General features: G+C 69.0%; 26 protein-coding genes, 1 tRNA gene and 5 pseudogenes. 16 read left to right on the top strand and 16 right to left on the bottom strand.

Going from position 1 to position 24,162, the window contains the following annotated elements; translation table 11 throughout:
• The first annotated feature begins 60 nt into the window (after window positions 1–60).
• The gene (locus BJF85_RS06355; protein ID WP_083666010.1) at window positions 61–669 is read left to right on the top strand and encodes an Ltp family lipoprotein; all 609 of its coding nucleotides are present in this window, start codon (window positions 61–63) and stop codon (window positions 667–669) included.
• Between the two features lie 53 nt (window positions 670–722).
• Here BJF85_RS06355 and BJF85_RS06350 read toward each other — a convergent pair whose 3' ends face one another.
• From BJF85_RS06350 to BJF85_RS06340, 3 genes and pseudogenes are all read right to left on the bottom strand, one after another.
• Window positions 723–1,547: a helix-turn-helix transcriptional regulator gene (locus BJF85_RS06350; RefSeq protein WP_075846159.1), complete on the bottom strand. Its 825-nt coding sequence runs from the start codon at window positions 1,545–1,547 to the stop codon at window positions 723–725.
• A pseudogene (locus tag BJF85_RS26450) lies at window positions 1,544–1,987 on the bottom strand (DUF6879 family protein); the annotation flags it as partial. The gene BJF85_RS06350 and the pseudogene BJF85_RS26450, both read right to left, overlap by 4 nt.
• 77 nt (window positions 1,988–2,064) lie before the next feature.
• Complete coding sequence (locus tag BJF85_RS06340; RefSeq protein WP_075846158.1) at window positions 2,065–2,271, bottom strand: hypothetical protein; 207 nt, start codon at window positions 2,269–2,271, stop codon at window positions 2,065–2,067.
• Window positions 2,272–2,464: 193 nt separating this feature from the next.
• On the opposite strand from BJF85_RS06340, the gene BJF85_RS06335 reads away from it, so the two are divergent.
• The 3 genes and pseudogenes from BJF85_RS06335 (at window position 2,465) to BJF85_RS29730 (ending at window position 4,644) form a co-directional block, all read left to right on the top strand.
• The gene (locus tag BJF85_RS06335) at window positions 2,465–2,758 is read left to right on the top strand and encodes a hypothetical protein (protein WP_139320492.1); all 294 of its coding nucleotides are present in this window, start codon (window positions 2,465–2,467) and stop codon (window positions 2,756–2,758) included.
• 169 nt (window positions 2,759–2,927) lie between these two features.
• Window positions 2,928–4,182 (top strand): annotated as a pseudogene (gene argS, locus BJF85_RS06330) (arginine--tRNA ligase); the annotation flags it as partial.
• 69 nt (window positions 4,183–4,251) lie between these two features.
• Entirely contained in the window at window positions 4,252–4,644 is a 393-nt protein-coding gene (locus tag BJF85_RS29730; RefSeq protein WP_369822114.1) for a DALR anticodon-binding domain-containing protein, read from the top strand.
• A 171-nt stretch (window positions 4,645–4,815) separates the two neighbouring features.
• Here the strand turns inward: BJF85_RS29730 and BJF85_RS06325 are convergent, their stop codons facing one another.
• Window positions 4,816–5,265, bottom strand: coding sequence for a hypothetical protein (locus BJF85_RS06325; RefSeq protein ID WP_139320491.1), 450 nt, complete (start codon window positions 5,263–5,265; stop codon window positions 4,816–4,818).
• Window positions 5,266–5,584: 319 nt separating this feature from the next.
• On the opposite strand from BJF85_RS06325, the gene BJF85_RS06320 reads away from it, so the two are divergent.
• From BJF85_RS06320 to BJF85_RS06305, 5 genes are all read left to right on the top strand, one after another.
• Window positions 5,585–6,778, top strand: a complete 1,194-nt coding sequence (locus BJF85_RS06320) for a site-specific integrase (RefSeq protein WP_075846155.1) — start codon at window positions 5,585–5,587, stop codon at window positions 6,776–6,778.
• Between the two features lie 78 nt (window positions 6,779–6,856).
• Window positions 6,857–7,357, top strand: coding sequence for a hypothetical protein (locus tag BJF85_RS06315; RefSeq protein ID WP_075846154.1), 501 nt, complete (start codon window positions 6,857–6,859; stop codon window positions 7,355–7,357).
• Between the two features lie 193 nt (window positions 7,358–7,550).
• Entirely contained in the window at window positions 7,551–8,396 is an 846-nt protein-coding gene (locus BJF85_RS06310; protein ID WP_255375439.1) for a helix-turn-helix transcriptional regulator, read from the top strand.
• Between the two features lie 8 nt (window positions 8,397–8,404).
• A complete protein-coding gene (locus BJF85_RS29725) occupies window positions 8,405–8,548 on the top strand; it encodes a hypothetical protein (protein ID WP_255375438.1) in 144 nt (47 codons plus the stop codon).
• Window positions 8,549–8,625: 77 nt separating this feature from the next.
• Complete coding sequence (locus BJF85_RS06305; RefSeq protein WP_075846153.1) at window positions 8,626–8,907, top strand: hypothetical protein; 282 nt, start codon at window positions 8,626–8,628, stop codon at window positions 8,905–8,907.
• 761 nt (window positions 8,908–9,668) lie between these two features.
• On the opposite strand, the gene BJF85_RS06300 is transcribed toward BJF85_RS06305, so the two are convergent.
• The 12 genes from BJF85_RS06300 to BJF85_RS06255 form a co-directional block, all read right to left on the bottom strand.
• Window positions 9,669–10,508: a phage major capsid protein gene (locus BJF85_RS06300; protein ID WP_083666007.1), complete on the bottom strand. Its 840-nt coding sequence runs from the start codon at window positions 10,506–10,508 to the stop codon at window positions 9,669–9,671.
• Window positions 10,509–10,633: 125 nt separating this feature from the next.
• Window positions 10,634–11,128: a hypothetical protein gene (locus BJF85_RS06295; protein WP_075846152.1), complete on the bottom strand. Its 495-nt coding sequence runs from the start codon at window positions 11,126–11,128 to the stop codon at window positions 10,634–10,636.
• Window positions 11,125–11,412 (bottom strand): hypothetical protein, encoded by a 288-nt coding sequence (locus BJF85_RS06290; protein ID WP_139320490.1) that lies wholly within the window; start codon window positions 11,410–11,412, stop codon window positions 11,125–11,127. The genes BJF85_RS06295 and BJF85_RS06290 overlap by 4 nt, the downstream gene beginning before the upstream one ends.
• Window positions 11,405–11,569 (bottom strand): hypothetical protein, encoded by a 165-nt coding sequence (locus BJF85_RS28705; protein ID WP_222844455.1) that lies wholly within the window; start codon window positions 11,567–11,569, stop codon window positions 11,405–11,407. Before BJF85_RS28705 ends, BJF85_RS06290 begins: the two co-directional genes overlap by 8 nt.
• A gap of 5 nt (window positions 11,570–11,574) precedes the next feature.
• The gene (locus tag BJF85_RS06285; protein WP_075846150.1) at window positions 11,575–11,829 is read right to left on the bottom strand and encodes a hypothetical protein; all 255 of its coding nucleotides are present in this window, start codon (window positions 11,827–11,829) and stop codon (window positions 11,575–11,577) included.
• A gap of 159 nt (window positions 11,830–11,988) precedes the next feature.
• On the bottom strand, window positions 11,989–13,299 hold the full coding sequence (locus BJF85_RS06280) for a DUF3987 domain-containing protein (protein ID WP_158056801.1): 1,311 nt from the start codon (window positions 13,297–13,299) through the stop codon (window positions 11,989–11,991).
• Window positions 13,296–13,688 carry a hypothetical protein gene (locus tag BJF85_RS27865; protein WP_075846148.1) on the bottom strand — a complete coding sequence of 131 codons (393 nt, stop codon included), beginning with the start codon at window positions 13,686–13,688 and terminating at the stop codon, window positions 13,296–13,298. The genes BJF85_RS06280 and BJF85_RS27865 overlap by 4 nt, the downstream gene beginning before the upstream one ends.
• Entirely contained in the window at window positions 13,685–13,912 is a 228-nt protein-coding gene (locus BJF85_RS27140; RefSeq protein ID WP_158056799.1) for a hypothetical protein, read from the bottom strand. Before BJF85_RS27140 ends, BJF85_RS27865 begins: the two co-directional genes overlap by 4 nt.
• 8 nt (window positions 13,913–13,920) lie before the next feature.
• Window positions 13,921–14,160, bottom strand: coding sequence for a helix-turn-helix domain-containing protein (locus BJF85_RS06270; protein ID WP_075846147.1), 240 nt, complete (start codon window positions 14,158–14,160; stop codon window positions 13,921–13,923).
• 377 nt (window positions 14,161–14,537) lie between these two features.
• Window positions 14,538–14,609 (bottom strand) — tRNA-Val (locus BJF85_RS06265).
• A gap of 50 nt (window positions 14,610–14,659) precedes the next feature.
• Window positions 14,660–15,121 (bottom strand): peroxiredoxin, encoded by a 462-nt coding sequence (locus tag BJF85_RS06260; protein ID WP_075846146.1) that lies wholly within the window; start codon window positions 15,119–15,121, stop codon window positions 14,660–14,662.
• Between the two features lie 112 nt (window positions 15,122–15,233).
• Window positions 15,234–15,659: a DUF3052 domain-containing protein gene (locus BJF85_RS06255; protein WP_075846145.1), complete on the bottom strand. Its 426-nt coding sequence runs from the start codon at window positions 15,657–15,659 to the stop codon at window positions 15,234–15,236.
• Between the two features lie 527 nt (window positions 15,660–16,186).
• Between BJF85_RS06255 and aceE the strand changes: the two genes are divergently transcribed.
• From aceE to BJF85_RS06225, 7 genes and pseudogenes are all read left to right on the top strand, one after another.
• Entirely contained in the window at window positions 16,187–18,994 is a 2,808-nt protein-coding gene (gene aceE, locus BJF85_RS06250; protein WP_075846144.1) for a pyruvate dehydrogenase (acetyl-transferring), homodimeric type, read from the top strand.
• A gap of 286 nt (window positions 18,995–19,280) precedes the next feature.
• Window positions 19,281–20,470 (top strand): annotated as a pseudogene (locus BJF85_RS06245) (PucR family transcriptional regulator).
• A 234-nt stretch (window positions 20,471–20,704) separates the two neighbouring features.
• A complete protein-coding gene (locus BJF85_RS31170) occupies window positions 20,705–20,845 on the top strand; it encodes a hypothetical protein (protein ID WP_369822100.1) in 141 nt (46 codons plus the stop codon).
• 59 nt (window positions 20,846–20,904) lie between these two features.
• Window positions 20,905–21,564, top strand: coding sequence for an ACP S-malonyltransferase (locus BJF85_RS06240; protein ID WP_369822098.1), 660 nt, complete (start codon window positions 20,905–20,907; stop codon window positions 21,562–21,564).
• Window positions 21,561–22,533, top strand: a pseudogene (locus BJF85_RS06235) (beta-ketoacyl-ACP synthase III). The gene BJF85_RS06240 and the pseudogene BJF85_RS06235 overlap by 4 nt, the downstream one beginning before the upstream one ends.
• Before the next feature lie 82 nt (window positions 22,534–22,615).
• On the top strand, window positions 22,616–22,861 hold the full coding sequence (locus BJF85_RS06230) for an acyl carrier protein (RefSeq protein WP_030533210.1): 246 nt from the start codon (window positions 22,616–22,618) through the stop codon (window positions 22,859–22,861).
• A gap of 37 nt (window positions 22,862–22,898) precedes the next feature.
• Window positions 22,899–24,145: pseudogene (locus tag BJF85_RS06225) on the top strand (beta-ketoacyl synthase).
• The last annotated feature ends 17 nt before the right edge of the window (window positions 24,146–24,162 follow it).

Here is a 24,162-nt window from a genome sequence, read left to right as displayed (position 1 = left end):
GCTCACAAGTTCCACACACGGAGCGACGTCGTACGTGGCAACTCGCGAAGGGACTCACTGATGTCTGCTCCGAACGAATCCCCCTACCCACAACAGTCGATCGATCAGCCACCGCAGCAACATCAAAAACGGCGCCGCAAGTGGCCGTGGGTTCTCGGTGGTCTTGTCGGATTGTTCATCGTCATCGGAGTGGCCACCGGAGAGGACGAAGACTCGGGACCGAACGTGTCGGCCGATAGCGGCACGAGTGAGCAGGAAGTAGTTGTCCAGGAGACCTCGGCCACGGAACCGGAGACTTCGGAGCAGCTTGTCGAAGCGGAACCGACGACTGTGGAGCAGCCTGCCGAACCTCAACTACCCCCGCAGGTACAGCAAGCGGTCCGGTCGGCCGAAAGCTACCTAGAATTCTCGGCCTTCTCGAAGGAAGGGCTGATCCAGCAATTGTCCAGCCCGGCCGGTGAGGGGTACCCGAAGGATGTCGCGATTCAGGCTGTCGACACCCTCGACGTGGACTGGAACGAGCAAGCAGCTGAATCCGCTCAGAACTACTTGGAGTACTCAGCCTTCTCGTGCACGGGTCTGATCCAGCAGCTGTCCAGCTCCGCTGGAGAACAGTTCACTGAGGAACAGGCAACTTACGGCGCGCACCAGACAGACGCCTGCGCCTGAGCACCGACCCGGGCAGTGCAAGGGCTGCCGCGAGTCACGTTCTACGACGAAGTTCACGCCGCGGCGCGCGAGAGGATCGACCGCGCATCGTCACCTTCGACGGCGACGGACCACAGCTCGGTGGTGATACGACGGTAGAGGTCGACGTCGTCGGTTGTGGTTGCCACGACGTCGGTGTGGTTGATCTCGATCTGCACGAGATCGTCGAGGATCGTGTAGCCGTGCAGGGTGATCGTGGGTAGCTCGGCATCGATCGGGATGATGCCGAGGCGGACATGAGCGAGGCCGGCGAGGTTGGCGATGCGGTCGCACTGGGCGCGCATCGTGGCCGGACTGCCGACGGGGTGACGTAGCGCTGCTTCCCCGATGAGCAGTTCGACCCGCTTCGCCGGGTCGTAGAGCACGTCCTGACGGCGGATGCGTTCGCGGACGGCCGCATCGGTGTCGCGTCGGGTGCCGTGCATCTCGGCGGCGAGCTCGAACACGCGCCGGGCGTAGTCGGGCGTCTGGACGAGACCGGGGACGAGGAGGAGTTCGACCATCGTGATTGTCGTCGCGGTGCGCTCGGTCTCGGCGGTGTCGCGCTGCACGTCCGCGTGGCCGCGTCGCAGACGCGCCTTCCAACGATCACGCTCGAGGCGCAGTTCGCGAACCTCGTCGCGGAGCGCCGTGAGCACGTCGTCGTCGACACCGGCCGCGTCGGTCCATGCTGCGATGTCCGCATCACTGGGCAGTGTCCGGCCGTTCTCGATGCGGGAGACCTTCGAGGTCTGCCAGCCGATGCGTTCGGCGAAGTCCTTGCCGGTGCGGTAACCGGCGCGTTCGCGGATGCTGCGCAGTGTGTCCGCGAGCGCGAGTTGTCGCTTGTCGATACTCACCGGATCCCTGCGATGTAATCGGCGTGCCGTGTGGCCAACGGCCACACCTGCTCGCGCCAGTGTTGGTGCGTGCGCACGATATCGGCATCGTCGTCGACGTCGACGCCGACCAGGTCGGTGGCCTCGTCGAATCGCAGGAACGCGACGCGGTCGTCGTCGAGGATGTAGAAGTCGTAGTCGGGCATGCCGAGTCGGCGTGCCGGCTTCTGCTCGATCCAGCGGATGTCTTCCCCTGCGGCGACATTGCGGTGGGTGGTGTCGAGCATCCACCGCAGGTAGTCGGTGAGCGGCTCGGTGAGCATCCGGACGCGTTCGAACGGGATACCGGCGTCGCGAAGGCGCCCGATGAAGGCCAGCCAGGCACGGTCGTCATCGGTCTCGACAATGCGTCCGGCGCGCCACGCGTCGAGCTCGGCAACATCGACCGCGTAGTAGCCCTGACATTCCCAGCGTCACGACGAGCGGCGCACGCCCGCCAACACCGCGCCCAGCTCGTCGGGGCCGTGACGGCGCACCGTCATGCGCTCTCCGGCGCGAACCGCAGCAGAGCCTGCGGAATCTCGACGGCGGTCTCGTGCTCCGGCAGGCCACGCTCCCGCAGTGTCGCCAGTGCCTCCGGGTCGGTCACCCGTGCGCCTTGCACGATGTAGGTACCGCGGTCGGTGGCGTACAGCTCCGGACATCCGCCGTTCTTCGATGTCGTGCCGAGGTGCGTCAGCTTCATGGGATACCCTCCGCATCCTTGTGGAATCCACAGAATCCATGGAATCACAACTCCTGACCATCGCCCATACGGGCCACACGACCCCACGCCGCGAACCACACAGTGTCACAGCTGGGCGCTTTACGGGTGAACTTGCAACACGATTCTACAGATTCTATTGCAACGTGAGGTGTCGTGGCGAAGCATCGGGTCCGTGAACGCCATGGCCAAGCACTGCCGTTACGACGGCACCCTTGTCACGATCGGCCCGGACGGATGGCCGATCGAGGCCGACCCGGATGCGCCGGACCTCGACACGGTGCCGGGGTGGCGGCCGGTCGTCTCCGGCGTGCGACACATCGGCGGCACGGCCGACCAACCGCCGGCCGACACGACGATCGAGGCGCTGTGCGGACGGCCGCTGACGGCACCCCGCCGACGTCGACGCGAACAGCCGGCGGTGTTCGACTGCCACGCCTGCTGGCACGTCTGGCTGGGGTTCGACTGACTGGGTAGCAAGCGGCTCGGCGTCGACTGAAAACCACGGGCCGAATCCCTGGGCGGCCCGGCACACTGAGCAGGACCGGTGTCCTCTTCGAGTTGACGTGAAGGGTTGGGACGTGGTGGAGCAGGTGCGCTCATTGGTGTCCGAGGTGGAGCAGGCGGTGTCCGCGGCGATGGCCGCCGAGTTGCCTGCCGAACTCGCCGGTCAGGACCCGTTGGTGCGCCGATCCGACCACGCTGATTTTCAGTCCAACGTCGCGCTGTCCCTCGCAAAGAAGGCGGGCCAGAACTCGCGCGACCTCGCCGAGAGCCTCCGTCCTCATCTCGAGAGCGTGCCCTGGATCACCGAGGTCGAGCTGTCGGGCCCCGGGTTCCTGAACATCAACGTGACCGATTCGGCGATCGTGGAACAGCTCGGGCGGCGCTCAAGCCATGAGCGTCTACGGGTGCCCCAGAGTCAAGCCGGTCAGGTCGTGACGGTCGACTACTCGGCGCCCAACATCGCCAAGGAGATGCACGTCGGGCACCTTCGGTCGACGCTCGTCGGGGACGCGCTCGTCCGCGTGCTGGGCTTCCTCGGCGCGAGGTCATCCGCCAGAACCATGTCGGCGACTGGGGCACGCAGTTCGGGATGCTGATCCAGTACATCTTCGAGCACCCCGAGGCGACGTGGCGCAACACCGAGGTCGACCAGGACGAGCGTGAGGACGCGACGTCGGCATTGGATGCGCTCTACCGCGCGGCCCGCGCCGAGTTCGGCGCGGACGAGGCGTTCAAGGAGCGCGCGCAGCACCGTGTCGTGGCGCTGCAGGCCGGCGACGACGAGACGGTCGAAGCGTGGCGCGAGATCGTCAAGGAATCGGAGATCGCGTTCCAGCGGATCTACGACCGACTCGGGGTTCTGCTCAACCACGACGACCTGGCCGGCGAGTCCCGCTACAACCCGCTGCTCGACGACGTCGTCGACGAGCTCCAGCGCAAGGGCATCGTCGAGGAGAGCCAAGGAGCGCTGGTCGTCTTCTTCGACGACATCCTCGGCCCCAGCGGCGACCGGGTGCCGCTGCTCGTCCGCAAGCGCGACGGCGGCTACGGCTACGGCGCGACCGACCTGGCGACGATTCGCTACCGGCTGCAGGAGCTCAAGGCACCCGTGCGCTGTACGTGGTGGACGCCCGACAGGCGCAGCACTTCGACATGATCTTCCGCGTCGCCCGCAGGGCCGGCTGGCTGACCGACCAGGACGTGGTGCACGTCCAGTTCGGCACGGTGCTGGGCAGCGACGGCAAGCCGTTCAAGACCCGCTCGGGCGGCACGGTCAAGCTCGCCGACCTCCTCGACGACGCCCTCCGCAGGGCTCAGGAGATCGTCACGGCGAAGGAGCCCGACCTCGACAAGGCCGACCTCCACGAGATCGCCGACACCGCAAGTGTCGGCGCGGTCAAGTACGCCGAGCTGTCCACGGTGCGCACCAAGGACTACGCGTTCGATGTCGACCGCATGGTCTCCTTCACCGGCGCAACCGGCGTCTACCTGCAATACATGCACACCCGGATCAAGTCGATCCAGCGCAAGGCCGCCGAGGCCGGCAATGGCGAAGCCCGCTTCCAGCCGTCCCTGTCACTCGAACCGCAGGAACGCGCGTTGTCGCTCCTGCTCGACGAATTGGATGCCACGCTCGACGCGGTCGCCGAATCGCTCGAACCGCACCGCCTCGCGGGCTACCTCTACACACTTGCCCGCGCGTTCTCCGAGTTCTACGAAGCCTGCCCCGTGCTCAAGGCCGACAGCGACGAGCTGAGGGAAAACCGGCTCGCACTGTGCCAACTGACCGCACGCACGCTGGAACAAGGCCTCGGACTTCTCGGCATCACGGCCCCCGAGCGGATGTAATCGACTCGGCATGACGCCCGTGGCCACGCCTTCGGCATCGCCAGCCGACGCCGTCGACGACATCATCGCCGGCGTGATCAACACCCGACGGGCGGTGCTGACCGGATCGTGGCATCGACCGGCCCGACCGCGCAGGCGTGCTGTTCGACCTCTACGCCGACGACCGCCTGCTCATCGCGGGCATCCGCGGCGCCGGACCGCCCAGCAGTACGCAGCGAACAGCGCCGTCGCGACTCCGACGCCGATGTCGAACCAGGACGTCGCCGAACCGAGCATCGCCCACCGGTCGAGGAAGGCGAACGTCGTCACGAGGAGCACCACCTGTGCCGCCGTCGCGACCAGCGCTGCGGCAAGTGCCCAACGATGGCGCAGCACGAGGAGCACCGGGGCGATCAGCCCGCCGAGGATGTTGATCGTCCAGACGATCCGCAGCACGAACGGATAGTCGGCGAAATACGTGAGGCCGTCCGGGCCGAACTGTCCCCGGATGTAGTCGGAGGACTGGGCCAGGATGAGCAGATAGTCACGAGCACCGCCGACGTACAGCGCGAACACCGCGATGGCCACGAGCCACAGGTGCCACGGACGACGAACGCCACTCCTGGTCGCGCGTACGTTCACCGGCCGTCCCTCGCCCTGCTCGCCGCTCGGCCTCGCGCCGACCGCCGCCTACCTGAACTGCCACGGGATCATGAGCGGTGCGTTCAAACCCGCGCCGCGCCGTGCACGGACCCGCGTTTCCGCAGTTCAAGTCAAAAGGGTGGGCGCAGCTGGGTTCGAACCAGATACGCCATACGTTGAGCGCATCTGAGTAGACCAGCAGGAATGCCGTTCTGACCTGCTATTTCTCGAAACAGTAACGCCGGAACAACGTGGAACGAAGTACCCTTCAGAGTACTGTCAATCTGGCACGTTACTGGCACGAGACGGAGCAGCGGGGATGGCACGCAAACGACCTAAGCGGTACTTCGGCAGCGTCCGCGAGCTGCCATCAGGACGGTTCCAAGCCCGCTACCAGGGTCCGGACGGACGTACCTACAACGCGCGCACGCCGGAGGGACGTCCGCTGACGTTCGACACCTACGGCGACGCGGATGCATGGCTCTCGCTGCGGCGGTCGGAGATCCTGCGGGGCGCGTGGCTACCGCCGAAGGAGACGGAACAGAACCCGCTGACACTGCGCCAGTACGCGACAGCCTGGCTAGAGGATCGCGACCTCGCCGACACCACGCGCGAGCACTACGAGCAACTGCTCACCGACTACATTCTCCCCACCTTCGGGGACTCCCCCGTAACCTCGATCAAGCCCGCCGCGGTCCGCGAGTGGCACACGAAACTACTCCGGGACCCAGACCGGCCGACCACTCGCGCCCACACCTACGGCTTACTGCGGACGATCTTCAACACGGCGATCAGTGAAGAGGTCGTGGACGCCAACCCGTGCCGCGTACGTGGAGCTGGGCAGGCCAAGCGCGTGAAACACATTCGGCCGGCGTCGCTGGCTGAGCTAGAAACGATCGTCACGGCGATTCCCGCCCGATACAAGGTGATGGTCATGCTCGCGGCATGGTGTGCCCTGCGCTTCGGCGAACTGTCGGAGCTGCGACGGTCGGACGTCGATGTCACCAACGGCGTGCTGTACGTCCGACGCGGCGTCGTCTCGACGAAAACGGGCATGAAGGTCAAGGACCCGAAGTCCGATGCGGGCAAGCGGCCGGTGAACATCCCGCCGCACCTACTGCCGATGGTCAAGGATCACCTGCGTGACAACGTCGCCGGCCGCAGCGATCTCCTCTTTCCGTCAGCTGGCGACCCCGCCAAACACATGCAGGGTTCAGCGCTCTACAAGGTGTGGTCTCGCGCCCGTAAGGCAGCCAGCCGGGAGGATCTGCGCTTTCACGACCTGCGCCACACCGGCGCGGTGTTGGCCGCGTCGACCGGCGCGACGCTGGCCGAACTCATGGCCCGACTCGGGCACTCGACCCCCGGCGCGGCGATGCGCTATCAGCACGCGGCCAAGGGCCGAGACAAGGAAATCGCGGGACTGCTGTCCAAGCTCGTCGACGGCGAGAAAGTAGTCCCGATGGACAAGGACGCTCGCACGCGGAAGCGGAAGGGAGATCAGTCCGCGTAACCCACGTAATCAAGGCGGCCCTCGGTCGGTGGTAGGAGACCGACCGAGGGCCTTGATCGGAAACAGAGGTTCCGACCCATGCACAACGCTACTTACACCGAGCTGCGGCAGCGGCTTGAGTCCACCCGCGCCGTCGTCGAAGACTCCCTCGACCAGCTCGGGCAACTGGCCGCCGACAGCGACGTTTCCACCGCTGGTGCGTGCGACAAACCCGCGTCCGTATGGACTGACGGTCTGGTGTGCCCGTCGTGGTGCAGCGTCACGCACAGGGCCAGCGACGGGGGCCCCGACCGCGTGCATTACAACTTCCCTGCCGAGGTGCCGTTGATGCTGCCCGACGCGAACGTGTGGCGCTTCGATGACGGCACCGTTGTCGAGCAGCCGGTGCTTCAGGTGAGCACGGCCCAGCATGTGCGGGAGGTAGAGCCGCGCGTTCAAGTCGAGCCGGACATCACCCGCGCGGACCTGCCGCAGCTGCAGCTCACGCTCGCCGAGGCCGCAGCGCTGGGCCGTGCCCTGTTGGACGCGGTCGCACAGTCTGGCGTCGAGGGTGATGCCACGTCAGCCCGGCCTGCGTGACACGTCAGGTGGTCCAGATGGATCACCTGACGATGAGGATGAGTCCGAGCCTGCTCCGGTGATCGGCCTGGACGGTCCCGCCCGGCCCGTGATCGCGATACCCTGGCCGCGTCCTCTTCGCGGAGGTGAAGCCCCCGGTTTGGCCACCGGGGGCGTCCGCGAAGGGCATCGACTCCGCGAAGGAGGTAGAGCGATGTCCGAGACGTTCGGGCAGCGCCTGCGCCGGCTCCGCGCCGCCGCCGGCCTGTCACAGTCCCAGTTGGCGCGCCTGGTGCCGATCTCGCAATCGAGCCTGTCGCGTTACGAGTCCGGGTCGCAGGCGATCGACGATGCGCAGGTAGCCGCCCGCCTCGACGAGCTCGTAGGCGGCGACGGGACGTTGCGCGCGCTAGCGCACCCGAGCGCGTCCGAGCTGGTCCTCACCGACGACGACCGCGACCGGATCGCCCGGCACCTCGAAAACCCCTCCCGCATCGACGGTGGCACCGTGTCGGCACTTGCGGACCTGCTGGCCGCGCAACGCCGGCTCGACGACACGCTCGGGCCGGAGATCATCCTCCCGGCGTCCATGTCGCAGATGGAGACCGTGCGCGCGCTGCTGCCGTCGGCGCGCGGCCCGCATCGGGAAGCGCTGGCCGAGGTCGCGGCCGAGTATGTGCAGTTCGCCGGGTGGCTGCACGCCGAGACACGCGCCGACGAACGCGCCGTCGTGCTGCTCGGGCAGGCCGAGGAACTCGCCGACGAGGCCGGCAGCGGCGTGCTGGCGGCGCAGGCGGCGAACTTCCGCGGCTACGTCGCTCGGCAGCGCGGCAACCCGCGCGGGGTGGTGCGCTGGTTCCTGGCCGAGCACCACACCCCCGGCGCGCATATCGCCCAGCGGGTCGGCGCGGCGGCTCAGGCCGCGCACGGCCACGCCCAGCTCGGCGAGCGTGACGAGGCGCTGCGCCTCATGGACACCGCCGGGCGCTGCTCGACGAGGCCGCACGCGAGCAGCCGCCCCGCACCGCGTATTGGCTCACGCCCACGTTCCACCGGCTGAACTTCGGGTTGACGCACCTTGCCCTCGCCGACCACGCGACCGCCGCGGACCACTTCGCGGCCGGCTTCGGCGGCCTGCCAGACGATCAGCAGGGCGCCGAGTGGACGGTCGAGTATCGGCAGGCGTGGGACGCGGCCCGCGACGCTCAGTAGCGACCCGGCTATGCGCCTACCTATGCGCATAGCGCAACCCCTATTGCCGCTGGTCGCGGCCGTCCGATGCTCTGGGCATGTGGACGCAATACGCCGACGGCCTGGTCACCGTCGGCCCCGACGGATGGCCGATCGAGGCCGACCCCGACACGCCCGATCTCGACACCGTGCCCGGATGGCGCCCGGTGTCCGGCGGCGTGCGCCACATCGGCGGCACCGTCGACGAGCCGGCCGTCGGGACTGCGGCCGAGATGCTGTGCGGCTGGCTGGTCGACGTGCCCCGGCGACGTCGCCGCGAGCAGCCGGCCCTGTTCGACTGCTCGGCCTGCTGGCACGAGTGGCTCGGCGTCGACGAGTAGGACGCACCGGTCAGCGACCGGTGCGTCATGAACGTTCCGTGTGAGCCGGCCGGGCGGGCGGACGCTGTTGCCCCGGATGCCGAGCCGCCCAGACGCGACAGGATTCCGAGCACCACCTGCGCGGCCGCCCTGATGACGCTGCACCGGAAGCGGGTCGCCACATGCGGCGCACGTGCCGCGCCTCGAGCGCCAACCCATCGTGCGGATTCCGCCGATGAAAACCGGGACCAGTCCTGACATTGCCACTCCTGCCGTGTTCGAGTCTGAAAACCCCAGACCCGCCGCCGTTGCTAGCCACAGCACCTTCCCAAGGCTCGCTGGGCGGGGTGGGGGTGGTCCCCCTGGTCTGCCGACCTCTGCAGCGGCGAGGCCACGAGTGTCGCGGTTCTCGTCGTCGTTGTTGTTTTCGTTGTTCGTTGTCGTTCGCGTTTGAGCTGCCGATACACCCTGCCCTGACGTTGTGCGGGCGCTGTCGTCGCTCGTGTCGTTGTTGTCCGCTGGTGGCTGCGTGTCCCCGGCGGGTGCGGCTCGTCGGCCAGTGTCCGAGTGTGGTGCTGCCCGGGTGCTCGGCGAGGTGAGTAGTAGTCATCCGCCGGGGAGGGCGGGGCCGAGGGGGAAGGGGGCGGACGCTACCCCGGTCCTTGTTTGTGGGGTGGGACTTTGAGGGGGCCGGCTGCATGAGGGGGTCGACAGTGTGGGCGCCTGTGGGAACGACACGGCCCCGCTGTCCGGTGTGGACGGCGGGGCCGTGTGCGGTGGGGTTAGCTGTTCATGTCGAGTGCCACCCGCTGGATTGCGGCGGGGTGGGGGAACGCGAACCCGACGCGCATGGTCGCCCTGATGCCAACTCTGTGGCTGGAGAAGTAGGCGCTCCGGTCGACATCGAGCGTGGTGTCGGTGCGGCGGACGACGAGCGCCCGGTCAGCGGGGATTCCCCACACGACGCCCGGGGTCACGGCCGGTGAGACGAGCATCGGCACGCCGCCGATCATGCGCCGCGTGGGCATCGTCGGATCCGGCTGCAGCAACGGCTTGTTGCTGCCCTCCTCTTCCTTGAGCTGGGCGAGCTGGACGGCGTCGTCGGGCGAGGCCACCCATGAGGTGAGGGTGGCGCCGACGTTCTCGGCGGAGAAGATCGCCAACGTGAACGGGTCGATGTTGGCCCACTCACCACCGGCGTCGACGGTGTTCACGCCGGCCAGATCCTCGAGTCCGGACGGCTGCTCGTCGTCGTCGCTGCTGCCGAAGAACGCCGCGTCGACCTGGCGAGCGATGTCGCGTGCGAGGCCGTCGCCGACGATCTGTGAGGCGGCCGGGTCGGAATCGTCTGCCAGTTCGGCGGAGATGATGGTCAGACCGGCGACCTTGGGCGGGGTGACCACGACTTCGTCGAGCGTGGCCGAGGAGACGTCGATTTCGGCGCCTTCGGCCGTCCATGAGGCGGTCGGGTCGGCTGCGACGACGGGGACGCGGAAGGTGGACGAGGCGGTCGGTACGACGGTGCCGGCTTGGGCGGCGACCGATTCGCGTTCGACCGGCTGAACGACGAGGTTCCCGATCTCTTCGGGCAGGAACGCAGGGTTGGCGTCAGAACGGAACAAGATGACTCCAGGGGTGAAGGCAGGTGTTCCCGCCGGCCCCTGGCCGGACGGGTGGCTCCCCTGGAGCGTTCGTAGCGCCGGGCGGGCCGCTGGCCTCAACCCGGCGCTACGTTCATTCTACCTGGTCACGGCGTCACTCTGAACCCTTCCGGTGGTTTCAACGCCTTGTCCCATGTGGTGTTGCCGTCGCCTCCGGTGATGTCCGCGCCGCGCTCGCCGCCCCCAAAGTCCTTCGGGGACGGAGGCGGCTGGAACAGGTGCTGCTTGGACTCCCGCAGCGCATCGAGGCGCTGCGCGACCTTGTCGCCGTCGACGTCGCCGTCGTCGTTGAGCAGCTCGGCGACGTCGTCGACGGTGAAGTCGTCGGGATCGTGCATCCGGGCGCCCTCGGCCGCTCGGCGGATCTCCGCGCGGTGCATCTGCTCGAGCTTGCCGGCGAGCCGGTCGCGCTCGGCCTCAACCTCGCGCAGTTGTTTCCTATACTTCGCAGCCTCACGATTGGGGGTGTCAGCGCCGCTCTGTGCGCCCGACGGTGCCCCGTCGGTGTCCTCGGCCCCAGCGTCGGCGTTCGTGGCCGCGTCGACCGTCTCGGCGGCGGTGTTCTCGCCGGTGGTGCTCATGATCCGTCTCCTCCGGTTTCGTTGTCGTCCATGGCTGCGCGGGCGAGGTGGTTCGCATGCCGCCGCACGACCTCCTCGTGTTCGAGGTCGAGGAGGTCGGCGACGGATGTCGTGGCGGCGTAGGCGAGCGCCGTCATGGCGCAGAGCGTCGCGTACGCGGACGGCCGTCCGTGGCCGTCGACGTCGCTCGTGAGAATCGCCTGCCACTGTTCGGGGTCGTCGTCGCGCACTGCGGCGAGTAGGCCGGCGGCGCGGTGCGCGGCTTCGGGTGAGGCTTCAAGCACGGTTCGGTCCTCCCGTCTGTGGAGTAGTTGCGGATGATCTACGGCGGGAGCTGTTGGCGCGGTCGGCGTAGTGCCGCCGGACGCCGCTGACGGCGAGCCCGACGTTCACGGCCACGAGAGCGAGCGCGGCCAGGTTGATGGCGGTAACAAGGTCCACGGGGTTCACGTCTCCGCGGTGTCGCGCTTGTCCGACTGCCTACGCCAGAACTCGAGCGCGCCGGCCATGTCGTCGCGGCCGGTGGCCTGGCGGTAGATGTCGGCGCGTGACTGTCCACGTTCGACCCATTCCCGCGGGAGCTGGACGCTGGGCCCGCTCGTTCGAGTGTGTTCGCGGATCCACTTGGCGGGGACGCCGAGTAGGGCGGCCATATCGTCGGCGTCGAGTAACGGCCCGTGCTCGGGGTGGTGCATCACCATGTCGGTTCGGTCCTCTCGTTGGGGTTCTACGGATTTAACGGATTTACGGATTAAGCCTGTGACCTGGTGTTTTGCTGGGTTGTTTTCTCCGTGGGTGTACGGACCTTCGGATTAAGTCCGTGGCGTTTTCGCTGGTCATGGCGTTTGTCCGTAAGTCCGTTAATTCCGTGGGTCCGTTGTGGAGTAGTAGCGGGTGGACGGTCGGCCGCGCTGTGGTTTCCGCTCCTCTTGGCGCACGCGGCCGTCGGCGAGGAGGGGCCGTAGTACGGCGTCGATCTCGTGCCCCTTCCGGTTCTTGCCGAAGTGCCCGTTTGCAATGTCGGTCTTGGATCGGCCGGCGGCGCCGGCGGCGGCGATGAACTCGACGAGCCCGTCCTGCACTCTGTTGTCGGGTTCGGTGCCGAATAGCCACTCGGCCGAGGCGCTGGCGTAGTCCCAGAGTGCGAGCGCGGCGCGCAGGTGCTGCTCGTCGACCTCGTGGTGCCCGTCGAGGAGGGCGTAGGCGAGCGAGAGTCGCAGAACCTGCGGCACCGCGCGCGACAGGAACTTCGCGACCGCACCGTCGGGCCGTTCGCGGCGGACGTGCCCGTACTGGTCGCGCCACAGCTCATCGGCGGCCGCGGTCCGCTTGACCTCGCCAATCTTCCGGCCGAGGGCCGCCCGGTCGGCCAGGATGTCGGCGACCTCGCCGACGACCGGCTCGGGGATGTTTCCGCCGTCGGGGCACAGCTTCGTGCGGCGGGAGGCGATCGGTAGGAACCGGTTCATGGTGCCGCCGGCGAGTTGGGCCTCAGTGAGACGCGATTTCAGCTCGCCCGGGGTGGCGTGCCCGACGATGACGATATGTGCGCCGGTCGCGGCCAGCGGCGAGCTTCGGGTCAGGGTGCGCAGCACTCCGCCGTCCCATGCCTCGCGCAGCACGCGGGGCAGGATCGACCCGTTCCGTTCCATAACTGACAACGTGCCGGCGAACTCCGGTTCTTCGATGTATACCCGCTTGTCGGCGACGCCCTCGTCGCCGTCGGGTCCGTCGCCGGTGCCGTCGCGTACCAGGTCGATTAGGCCTTCCCCGGATGACAGGCCGCCGACCTTCGGCACGCCGCCAGGGTCGGCGAACTTGGCGGCGTCGAACAGGGCATCGACAACGCCGGCCGACGTGCCCTTCGCGCCGGTGCTGGTCTTGCCCACGATCAGCGGGCACACCCGCGCCGGGTGGGTACGGTTGTCGGCCCGTACGTGCGGCTCCCGGCCCACGACGGCCCCGAACCGGGCGAGCAGCGTGGCCAGCACGGCCGCGGGGTGCGCTTCGGAGTGCGGCACGACCGACTCCACGATCTGCCCGGCCGTGCCGTGCAACGCCTCCGACGTCAGCGTCGGGAACGGCACGACCCGGTCGACCGGGGCCTCGTCGACGTCGTGCTCGTCGACGGCGATCTCGGGCGGCGGTGTCCGCACGTCAGTAATGCTCACGCGACCACCGCCAGGCCGGCCGGGACGGACTCGGGCACGGCGAGGTGGGAGTGCTCGGCACACAGCACGATCTGCGCTCCAGTTTGCGGGGAACGATGGGGGTTGCCGTCTGCGGTGCACAGCTTGTGGTCGCACCGCAGCGACGGCCGTGGACGGCCGCGTCGGCGGCGTTCGAGCTCGGCATAGGTGGGCGCGGATGCGACCGCGCGCCAGTTCTCGAGCGAGGCCATGCACGCGGTCGAGGCGGACATGTCGCGGCGGAGGCGCCATTCGCGCCACTCGCCGAGCAGGTCCATCACGTGCGGCGAGCGGGTCACCGCGCGCCACGCTTCCGCGTCGGCGACGAGCTGCGTGTACTCGGCCCTGTCGAGGGTCACCACGTCGCTCATGACGCGTCCGCCTCGAGGTCGTCGAGTACTCGTGCGGACAGGACGCCCCACAGTCCGGCGGCGCGTAGGTGTTGCTCGGCTCGTCGGCAGCTACGTCGTAGGGCGCGGCGCCGGCGGTACATCGCGATGTCAGCAGGACGCGCTACGCTGTCGGCGATCCGGTTGCCATGCTGGTCGCTCTTTCCCGCCCCGGCGTCGACGTCCACGACGCCGGGGCGCTTCATAGCCTGCCTCACGCGGCATCACCGGCCGTGGGGATTGGCTCCGCGAACGCGTCGAGCTCGTTCAGGTCGACCTTGATATGCCGACCGACGCGGTATCCGGTGATCCGGCCCTGTGCGATCCAGTTCCGCAGGGACTTGACGGTGACGTCGAGATAGTCAGACCCTGCCTGGAGTGATGCGTAGCGCTTGGGGCTGTAGGTAGCACTCCGGCGATCTTGACGGTTCGGGATAGCGACGCGAGTGGCCATCGCAGGAACTCCTTCGGAAGACCACGAACGCCGAGCCAAGGAGAGATGACCGTCCTGTCTGGCCAGCTCTGCTCGGTTCGGCGTGTCGCCTTCCGCTAGTCGTCCTACGCAAGCCTGTTGCGCGTCCGACGGCGGGTTCCCGTTCGCCCTCGCATCTATCCGTAAGCCGTGTCGGCGCCCTGCCGTGTCGGCTGGGCGGATAACCCTGGGGGCTAGCGTGCTCGGTGTTCCGTTGTGGCACAGAGGTTACACGTTGTTCGGGAACCTCACCCCAACGTGCGCACTTACGGCGTGTCGCGCGCTTGCTATCTGGCACGGATCTGGCACAGGCCATCCAGGGCTCGGAGAAAACATCCTCTGAACTGCGTGAATAGGGGTGGGCGCAGCTGGGTTCGAACCAGCGACCCCTTGCTTGTAAGGCAAGTGCTCTTCCGCTGAGCTATGCGCCCTGGACCGGACTCGCCACGCGTCGGTGGCGGGTCCGGGTGGTGCCTCGGCCTCAGCCGAGCTGTGCGACAGCCTTCTTCCAGGCTTCCTGGTCGCGCGCCTCGCCGGGCTGGTTGACCTCGGCGTACTTGACGACGCCTTCCTTGTCGATCAGGAAGGTGCCGCGCACGGCCAGGCCCGCCTGGTCGTTGAAGACGCCGTACTTCTTCGCGACCTCGCCGTGCGGCCAGAAGTCCGACAGCAGCGGGAACTGGTAACCCTGCTGCTCGGCCCACGCCTTCAGCGAGAACGGCGTGTCCACCGAGACGCCGAGGATCTGGACGCCCTCGCCCTCGTAGTCTGCGAACTCGTCGCGCAGCTGGCAGAGCTCGCCCTGGCAGATGCCGCTGAACGCGAACGGGTAGAACACGAGCAGCACCGGCTTGTCCCCGCGGTACGACGACAGGGTGACTTCCTGCTTGTTGTAGTCATTCAGCGTGAAGTCCGGGGCTTCGGAACCGACCTCGACCGCCATACAGAGCTCCCTCTCGCGTGCTCTTTCCGGCCCGCCGAACACCGGCGGAACCGCGTGTGCCCGTCCACCCTAGCGCGCACGCACGCGACCGGCGGTCGGCCCGGCGGTGATCTCAGCGACGCGACGTCGACCGCGGAACCAGCCGGGTGGCCGTCCAGTCGTCACCCACCGACAGGTTGGAGGTCTGCGACAGTCCGACGGTCGGCACGGCCTCGGCGATCTCGCTCGGTTCGACGTGTCCAGGCTGCCCGGTCTTCGGGGTGAGCACCCACACGACGCCTTCCTCGTCGAGCGGACTTCGCGCGTCGACGAGCGCGTCCCCGAGGTCCCCGTCGCCGTCCCGCCACCACAGCAGAACCACGTCGATCACCTCGTCCGCGTCCTCGTCGAGCAGCTCCGTGCCGGTATGCGACTCGATGGCCGCGCGCAGGTCGTCGTCGACGTCCTCGTCCCAGCCGATCTCCTGGACCACCATGTCCGGCTTGATGCCAAGCCTCTCGGCGACGCCGTGCTGATCAGCGTCTCCCGCGGCGACCACGACTTCACTCCTCCAACGAACAACGGTGTGCGAGCCGTGTTCGGTACTCGCACTGCTTACACGGATGCGTTCAGCGAACACTGATGACGGCCCGTACGCAACCGTCCACACCGGAACACCCGTTCGCTTGTGCCCAGCATCGCACAGCGAATGCCCCGGTCACAGCCGCGTCGCGCGCGCACGCGCGCGCGTTAGACAGGTATAGAACCGGATCGAACGTCGCATCCGCGACGATCGGGTCTAGGGTGGGAGCAGGCACCCGGAACCCCGGGCTGACCTGGGCCGTTCGCCGCGCACGACACCGATGGCACGTTACCGCCGAGTAGCGATGACACCGCACCGTCGATGCGACGACGATGGGCTCACGAGAAGGTCACCACCCACTCGGCAGGCGGCCGCGCCACAACCGCGCGGAAAGGCCGGGTGCGGCGGCACGACCGCAGCAACCGGCTGACACACCAGCCGAACAGACCAGAGCGACAGACCAGCCCTTCCGACAGACAGCGACGACTCGGCGAGGAGATCCCTTGGCCCCGCAGAACGACAAGGCCGGCAGCGACAGCACCGGCCAGGGAGCCCCGGCTCGCGTACACGTGATCCGCAACGGCCTGGCGGCCCACCTGCCCGACATCGACCCGGAGGAGACGGCCGAATGGCTCGACTCCTTCGACGCAGCACTCGCCACCGGCGGCCAGCAGCGCGCCCGGTACCTGCTGCTGCGGGTCCTGGAGCGCGCACGTGAGCGCAACGTCGGCGTCGCGCCGCTGACGACGACCGACTACGTCAACTCGATCCCCACGGAGAACGAACCGTGGTTCCCCGGCGACGAGGAGATCGAACGCCGCTACCGCGCCTACATCCGGTGGAACGCCGCGGTCATGGTGCACCGTGCGCAGCGCCCCGGCGTCGGCGTCGGCGGGCACATCTCCACCTACGCCTCGGCGTCGGCGTTGTACGAGGTGGGCTTCAACCACTTCTTCCGCGGCAAGGACCACTCCGGCGGCGGCGACCACGTCTTCATCCAGGGTCACGCCTCCCCCGGCATCTACGCCCGCGCGTTCCTCGAAGGCCGTCTGTCGGCCGACCAGATGGACGGCTTCCGCCAGGAGTACTCGCACGCCGGTGAGGGCGGCGGCCTGCCGTCGTACCCGCACCCGCGGCTGATGCCCGAGTTCTGGGAGTACCCGACGGTGTCGATGGGCCTGGGCCCGATGAACGCCGTCTACCAGGCGCGGTTCAACCGCTACCTGCAGGCCCGCGGCATCAAGGACACCAGCGACCAGCACGTGTGGGCCTTCCTCGGCGACGGCGAGATGGACGAGCCGGAATCGCGTGGGCTCATCCACGTCGCGGCGGGCGAGGGACTCGACAACCTCACGTTCGTCATCAACTGCAACCTGCAGCGCCTCGACGGACCGGTCCGCGGCAACGGCAAGATCATCCAGGAGCTCGAGGCCTACTTCCGCGGCGCAGGCTGGAACGTCGTCAAGGTTGTCTGGGGCCGGGAGTGGGACAGCCTCCTGCACGGCGACCGCGACGGCGCCCTGGTCAACCTCATGAACGTCACCCCGGACGGGGACTTCCAGACGTACAAGGCCAACGACGGCGCCTACGTCCGCGAGCACTTCTTCGGACGTGACCCGCGCACGAAGGAACTGGTCAAGGACCTGTCCGACACCGACATCTGGAACCTCAAGCGGGGCGGGCACGACTACCGCAAGGTGTACGCGGCCTACAAGGCTGCGATGGAGCACCACGGTCAGCCGACCGTGATCCTGGCGCACACGATCAAGGGTTACGGCCTGGGCCCGGCGTTCGAGGGTCGCAACGCCACGCACCAGATGAAGAAGCTGACCCTCGAGGACCTCAAGCTGTTCCGCGACTCCCAGCGCATCCCGATCAGCGACGAGGAACTCGAGCGCGACCCGACGCTCCCCCCGTACTACCACCCGGGCGAGAACTCCCCCGAGATCGAGTACATGCAGGGGCGCCGCAAGACGCTCGGCGGATACGTGCCCGAACGCCGCCCGACGCGCGCCAAGCCGCTCGTGCTGCCCGGCGACAAGGTCTACGACACGATCCGCAAGGGCTCGGGCAAGCAGGAGGTCGCCACGACGATGGCGTTCGTGCGGCTCGTGCGCGAGCTGGCCAAGGACGCCGAGCTCGGCCAGCGGATCGTGCCGATCATCCCCGACGAGGCGCGCACCTTCGGGCTCGACTCGATGTTCCCGACGAACAAGATCTACAACCCGCACGGGCAGACCTACACGTCGGTCGACGCGCAGCTGATGCTGGCCTACAAGGAGTCCGAACAGGGCCAGCTGCTGCACGAGGGCATCAACGAGGCCGGTTCGACGGCGTCGTTCACCGCCGTCGGCACGTCGTACGCCACGCACGGCGAGCCGATGATCCCGATCTACATCTTCTACTCGATGTTCGGGTTCCAGCGCACCGGCGACGGGCTCTACGCCGCGGCCGACCAGATGGCCCGCGGCTTCGTGCTCGGCGCCACCGCCGGGCGCACGACGCTCACCGGTGAGGGCCTGCAGCACGCGGACGGGCACTCGATCCTGCTCGCGGCCACGAACCCGTCGGCCGTGACCTACGACCCGGCGTGGTCGTTCGAGATCGCCCACATCGTCCGGGACGGCCTGCGACGCATGTACGGCGAGACCGGGCCGGACGGCAACGGCGAGAACGTCTTCTACTACATGACGGTCTACAACGAGCCGTACCAGCAGCCGGCCGAGCCGGAGAACCTCGACGTCGACGGCCTGCTGAAGGGTCTGTACCGCTACGCCGAAGCGCCCGCGGGCGACGGTCCGGAGGCGCAGATCCTGGTGTCCGGCGTGACCATGCCGGACTCGCTGCGGGCCCAGCAGATGCTGCTCGACGAGTGGGGCGTGCGCGCGGCCGTGTGGTCGGCGACGTCGTGGACGGAGCTGCGCCGCGAGGCCGTCGAGGTCGACCGGGACAACTTCCTGTACCCGGCCGACGAGCCGCGCGTGCCGTACGTGACGCAGGCGCTGCAGGGGGCCGACGGTCCGTTCGTGGCCGTGTCGGACTGGATGCGCGCCGTTCCGGACCTCGTCCGCCCGTGGGTTCCCGGCGACATGCTCACGCTCGGCACCGACGGTTTCGGGTTCTCCGACACGCGTCCCGCGGCGCGGCGGCACTTCCTGGTCGACGCCGAGTCGATCACGGTGGGTGTCCTCACGGCGCTGGCCAGGCAGGGCAAGGTCGACCAGGAGACCGTCGCCCGTGCGGCGCAGCAGTACCGGATCGACGACGTCGGGGCCGCCGGTCCGCAGACGTCCGACTCGGGCGTCGCCTGACCCGCATCCCGTCCGCCGGACACGCAGCGTGCACGGCGGACGGGGGTTGTTTTCCGTTCGCGTGAGCATTGTCCACGAACGGGTGAAACCCCTGGTCAGACATGATCTACGGGGTCCATAGTGGAATCACCGGTGGGGACCGGGGAGAACGAAAACGCCCGGCGCAGCGATCACTCGCAGCGCCGGGCGCTTTCGTGTGCGGACCCGCCCCCGCACCACGTCCCCGTCGGGTCGCGGGCGGTTTCCGGCCCCGGTCACAGGGCGGGCGACGTAGGATCGCCGACAAATGACCAGATCCACCACATCCGTCTCCGCGAAGACGCTGCGTGACCTCGAGCGTGCCTCCGGACGCCTCGCGACCGCGAGCGTGGCCGCGATGGAGGACGAGCTCTCGTGGTTCGGCCGGATGCCCGCCGACCAGCGGGCCAGCGTGCTGCTCATCGCCCAGACCGGGGCCGCGGGTTTCGTCCGGTGGCTGCGGAACCCGGAGCACGCGCTCGAACTCACCACCGAGGCGTTCCGCGGCGCGCCGCGTGACCTGTCCCGGTGGATCAGCCTCCGACAGACCGTCAGCCTCGTCCGACTCGCCATCGAGGTGTTCGAACAGCAGCTGCCCGCGTTCGCGGCCGACGACGACGAACGCGCCGCGCTCGTCGAAGGCATCCTGCGCTACGGCCGGGAGGTGGCCTTCGCGGCCGCCAGCTCGTACGCGGCGGCCGCCGAGGCCCGCGGCGCGTGGGACGCCCGCCTGGAGGCGCTCGTCGTCGACGGCATCGTCCGCGGCGACGCCGAGGAATCCGTGCTGTCCCGCGCCGCCGCGCTCGGCTGGGACCCGGCCGCCAGCGCGACGGTCCTCGTCGGCACCTCCCCGTCCGACGACCCGCCGACGGTCGTGTTCGAGGTGCGCAGTCGCGCCGCGCGGGCCGCTGTCCGGTGCTGCTCGGCGTGCAGGGCACCCGGCTCGTCGTCGTCGCCGGCGGCGCGGACGACGACCAGGCCCGCGACGGATCGCTGCTGGACACCCTGGCGACGGCGTTCGGGGACGGGCCGATCGTCGCCGGGCCCACCGTCGGCAGCCTCGCCGAGGCCCACCTCAGCGCAGCCGAGGCGCTCTCGGCGATGCGCGCGGTCGTGGCCTGGCCGAACGCCCCGCGCCCCGTGCGTTCGGTCGACCTGCTGCCCGAACGTGCCCTCGCCGGCGACCCGGCGGCCGAACGGCAGCTGATCGAGGAGATCGCCCGGCCGCTCACCGGGGCCGGCGCCGCGCTGCTGGAGACCGTCGAGGTCTACCTCGAGGTGGGCGGCGTGCTGGAGATGTGCGCGCGCCAGCTGTTCGTGCACCCCAACACGGTCCGCTACCGCCTGAAGAAGGCCGCCGAGCTCACCGGCCGCAACGCCGCCGATCCCCGGGATGCACTGGTCCTGCGCATCGCGCTCGCGGCGGGCCGGCTCGCCCGCGCGCGCGGCCAGTGGTGAGCCCGGCCGCCCACCCGGCCGGCGGTGACAACGATCACCTCGCGGCGGACACTGCGCGGACCCGACAAGCCGATCTCGCAGGACATCGCGCACGGGGGCACCTGGTTTGTAGGATTCCCACAACCGCAGCGGCCCGACTTCGTGACCCGTCAGCATCCCGGCACGGAGCCGGGCCATGTTGTCTGGTGGCGTGATCGCGCTTCTATGCCCCGGCCAGGCGCGCAGAGCCCTGGCATGCTCTCCCCCTGGCTCGAACTCGACGGCGCCCGCGCGCGTCTGGACCGCTGGTCGGAGGCCACCGGTCTCGACCTCGTCGCCCTCGGCACCGAGGCGGGCGCGAGGAGATCCGGGACACCGCGATCACGCAGCCGCTGACGGTCGCCGCGTCCCTGCTGGCCGCCGAGTACCTGCCCGAGCTGCCGAGCGACGCGCCCGTGGCCGGCCACTCCGTCGGTGAACTCGCCGCCGCCGCGATCGCCGGGGTGCTCACGCCCGAGGACGCCGTCTCCCTGGCTGCCGTGCGCGGCGCCGAGATGGCGAAGGCCTGCGCGCTGGAGCCCTCCAGCATGGCCGCCGTGATGCTCGGCGACCCCGAGGAGGTCGTCGCCTGGCTCGCCGATCACGGCCTCGACGCCGCCAACCGCAACGGGGCCGGCCAGATCGTCGCGTCCGGTTCGGCCCAGGCCGTCGAGAACATCGTCAACGAACCGATGGAGGGCACGAAGGTGCGGCCGCTGCAGGTCGCCGGTGCGTTCCACACCCGCTACATGGCGCCCGCCGAGGAGGCGCTGCGCACACACGTCGCGGGCATCACGCCCGCCGACCCGGTGCGGCCGCTGCTGTCGAACGCCGACGGTGCGGTCGTCACGAGCGGCGCCGACTACCTCCAGCGGCTGCTCGGCCAGGTCACCCGGCCCGTGCGCTGGGACCTGACCATGCGCGGCCTCGCCGACCTCGGCGTCACGGCCACCGTCGAACTGCCCCCGGCGGGCACGCTCACCGGCCTCGTCAAGCGCGAGCTCAAGGGCACCGTCACCTCGACGCTGGCCGTGAAGACCCCGGAGACCCTCGGCGACGTGGACCCGGCCGCATGACCCGCCTGAGCCTGCGCCAGGGACCGGCCGCCACGCGCGTGCTGGGCGTCGGCAGCACGCAGCCGGACCGGATCGTCACCAACGACGAGCTGGCCCAGCACATGGACACCGACGACCAGTGGATCCGCGACCGCGTCGGCATCATCGAGCGCCGGTTCGCCGGCGAGGACGAGCGACTGGTCGACATGGCCGTCACCGCCGGTTCGAAGGCACTGGCCGACGCGGGCGTCGACCCGTCCGAGGTGGACACGGTGATCGTGCCGAACTGCACGATGCTCGACCCCATCCCGAACGCCGCCGCACAGGTCGCCGACCGCATCGGCGTCCAGGCCGCGGGCGCGTTCGACATCAACGCCGCCTGCGCCGGGTTCTGCTACGGCCTCGCGCTGGCCTCCGACCTGATCCGCGGCGGGTCGGCCGACAAGGTGCTGGTGATCGGCGCCGAGAAGCTGACCGACGTGGTCGACCCGACCGACCGGTCGACGGCGATCATCTTCGCCGACGGCGCCGGCGCCGCGCTGGTCGCGCTGCCGACGAACCCGGCATCGGACCGGTGTCCTGGGGCAGCGCCGGCGACCTCGTCGACACGATCTACATGCGCGAGCACAAGTACCTGTTCCAGGAGGGACAGTCGGTGTTCCGCTGGGCCACGACGCAGATCGCCCCGATCGCGGCCGACGCCGTCGCCGCGCGGGCCTGGAACTGTCCGATGTGGATGTCCTGATTCCGCATCAGGCGAATCTGCGGATCGTCGAGGCGATCGCCAAACGGCTGCGGGCCCAGGGCGCCCGCGACGACATGGTGGTCGCCGACGACATCCGCTACTCGGGCAACACGTCCTCGGCATCCATCCCGATCGCACTCGATCACATGCGTGCAGCGGGAACCGTGTCGACGGGCGATGTCGTGCTGGCGGTCGGCTTCGGTGCCGGCCTCTCGTACGCGGGACAAGTCATCATCTGTCCTTAACGTCGGCGAAGACGGCCGGTTGACACCGGGTCGTTAGAGTTCGTCGCAACCAACCATCCGCACAACCGAAAGGAACATCGAAGTGGCCGACAAAGCGGAGCTGCTGACCGGTCTCGCCGAGATCGTCGAAGAGGTCGCCGGCGTGGCGAAGGACGACGTCACCAGCGAGAAGTCGTTCGTGGACGACCTGGACATCGACTCGCTGTCCATGGTCGAGATCGCCGTCCAGGCCGAGGACAAGTTCGGCGTCAAGATCCCGGACGACGAGCTCGCGAACCTGAAGACCGTCGGCGACGCCGTGGACTACGTCGCCGCGAACTCCAAGTAACGCATTCGGCCGGCTACCTCGGGGAGAGAGACTCCACATGAGCAACACCGACGTCGTGATCACCGGGATCGGTGCGACCACGCCGCTCGGCCCGGACGTGACGTCCACATGGGATGGACTTCTTGCCGGGCGGAGCGGCATCCGCGCCATCGAGGCGGACTGGGTGGACACTTTCGACCTCCCCGTCCGGATCGGCGCGTCCCTCGCCGAGGAGCCGACCGAGCGGATCCCGCGGGTCCAGGCGCGGCGGCTCGACCGCTGCGAGCAGGTCGCGTTGATCGCGGCCTGGCAGGCGTGGGCCGACGCGGGGTTCGAACTTCCCACCGACGAGCGTGAGGACATCGAGCCCGAACGCCTCGGGGTGTCGATCGGCACCGGTATCGGCGGCCCGGTGACCCTGCTCGACCAGGACGACAACCTGGAACAGCACGGGATGCGCAAGGTGTCCCCGCTGACGGTGCCGATGCTCATGCCCAACGGCCCGGCCGCCCACGTCGGCATCGAGCTGCGGGCGCGCGCCGGAGTGCACTCGCCCGCGTCGGCCTGTGCCTCCGGCGCCGAGGGCATCGCCAAGGGCTTCGACATGATCCGCTCCGGCAAGGCCGACGTCGTGGTGGCCGGTGGCGCCGAGGCGTGCATCGCGCCGATCACGATCGCCGGCTTCGCGCAGGCGCGCACCGTGTCGACCCGCAACGACGACCCGGCCGCCGCGTCGCGGCCGTTCGACGTCGACCGGGACGGTTTCGTGCTGGGCGAGGGCGCGGGCGTGCTCGTGCTGGAACGCGCCGACCACGCGCGGGCGCGCGGCGCCCGCATCTACGGCCGGCTGGCCGGCACGGGCATCACCTCGGACGCTACCACATCACGGGCAACCACCCCGAGGGAATCGGCCAGATCGCCGCCATGCGGGAGGCCATCGACCAGGCCGGGCTGACGCCGCAGGACGTGGGGCACGTCAACGCCCACGCCACCTCGACGGTCGTCGGCGACGTCGGCGAGGCCGCCGCCATCCGCAAGGCCCTCGGTGACCACCCGGCCGTGACCGCCCCGAAGGGCGCGCTCGGCCACCTCGTCGGCGGTGCCGGCGCGGTCGAGGGCATCGCGACGCTGCTGGCGATCCACCACGGCGTCGTGCCGCACACCCTCAACCTCGGCGAGCTCGACCCGAAGGTCGAACTGGACGTCGTGGCAGGCGAGCCCCGCAAGATGGAGCTCTCCGCCGCGATCAGCAACTCGTTCGGATTCGGCGGGCACAACACCGCCCTGCTGTTCGCCCAGGCCTGACCGGCAGGTCTCGGCAG

The organism is Saccharomonospora sp. CUA-673, from assembly GCF_001942305.1.
GTDB lineage: Bacteria > Actinomycetota > Actinomycetes > Mycobacteriales > Pseudonocardiaceae > Prauserella.
This window is presented reverse-complemented; position numbering and strand designations above follow the sequence as displayed.

Excerpts from the sequence above, each read along its gene's own strand:
- BJF85_RS06355 (WP_083666010.1), top strand. The coding sequence starts at position 61 with ATGTCTGCTCCGAACGAATCCCCCTACCCACAACAGTCGATCGATCAG.
- BJF85_RS06340 (WP_075846158.1), bottom strand. The coding sequence starts at position 2,271 with ATGAAGCTGACGCACCTCGGCACGACATCGAAGAACGGCGGATGTCCG.
- BJF85_RS29730 (WP_369822114.1), top strand. The coding sequence starts at position 4,252 with ATGGTCTCCTTCACCGGCGCAACCGGCGTCTACCTGCAATACATGCAC.
- BJF85_RS06320 (WP_075846155.1), top strand. The coding sequence starts at position 5,585 with ATGGCACGCAAACGACCTAAGCGGTACTTCGGCAGCGTCCGCGAGCTG.
- BJF85_RS06315 (WP_075846154.1), top strand. The coding sequence starts at position 6,857 with ATGCACAACGCTACTTACACCGAGCTGCGGCAGCGGCTTGAGTCCACC.
- BJF85_RS06310 (WP_255375439.1), top strand. The coding sequence starts at position 7,551 with ATGTCCGAGACGTTCGGGCAGCGCCTGCGCCGGCTCCGCGCCGCCGCC.
- BJF85_RS06305 (WP_075846153.1), top strand. The coding sequence starts at position 8,626 with ATGTGGACGCAATACGCCGACGGCCTGGTCACCGTCGGCCCCGACGGA.
- BJF85_RS06295 (WP_075846152.1), bottom strand. The coding sequence starts at position 11,128 with ATGAGCACCACCGGCGAGAACACCGCCGCCGAGACGGTCGACGCGGCC.
- BJF85_RS06285 (WP_075846150.1), bottom strand. The coding sequence starts at position 11,829 with ATGGTGATGCACCACCCCGAGCACGGGCCGTTACTCGACGCCGACGAT.
- BJF85_RS27865 (WP_075846148.1), bottom strand. The coding sequence starts at position 13,688 with ATGAGCGACGTGGTGACCCTCGACAGGGCCGAGTACACGCAGCTCGTC.
- BJF85_RS27140 (WP_158056799.1), bottom strand. The coding sequence starts at position 13,912 with ATGAAGCGCCCCGGCGTCGTGGACGTCGACGCCGGGGCGGGAAAGAGC.
- BJF85_RS06270 (WP_075846147.1), bottom strand. The coding sequence starts at position 14,160 with ATGGCCACTCGCGTCGCTATCCCGAACCGTCAAGATCGCCGGAGTGCT.
- BJF85_RS06260 (WP_075846146.1), bottom strand. The coding sequence starts at position 15,121 with ATGGCGGTCGAGGTCGGTTCCGAAGCCCCGGACTTCACGCTGAATGAC.
- BJF85_RS31170 (WP_369822100.1), top strand. The coding sequence starts at position 20,705 with ATGCTCTCCCCCTGGCTCGAACTCGACGGCGCCCGCGCGCGTCTGGAC.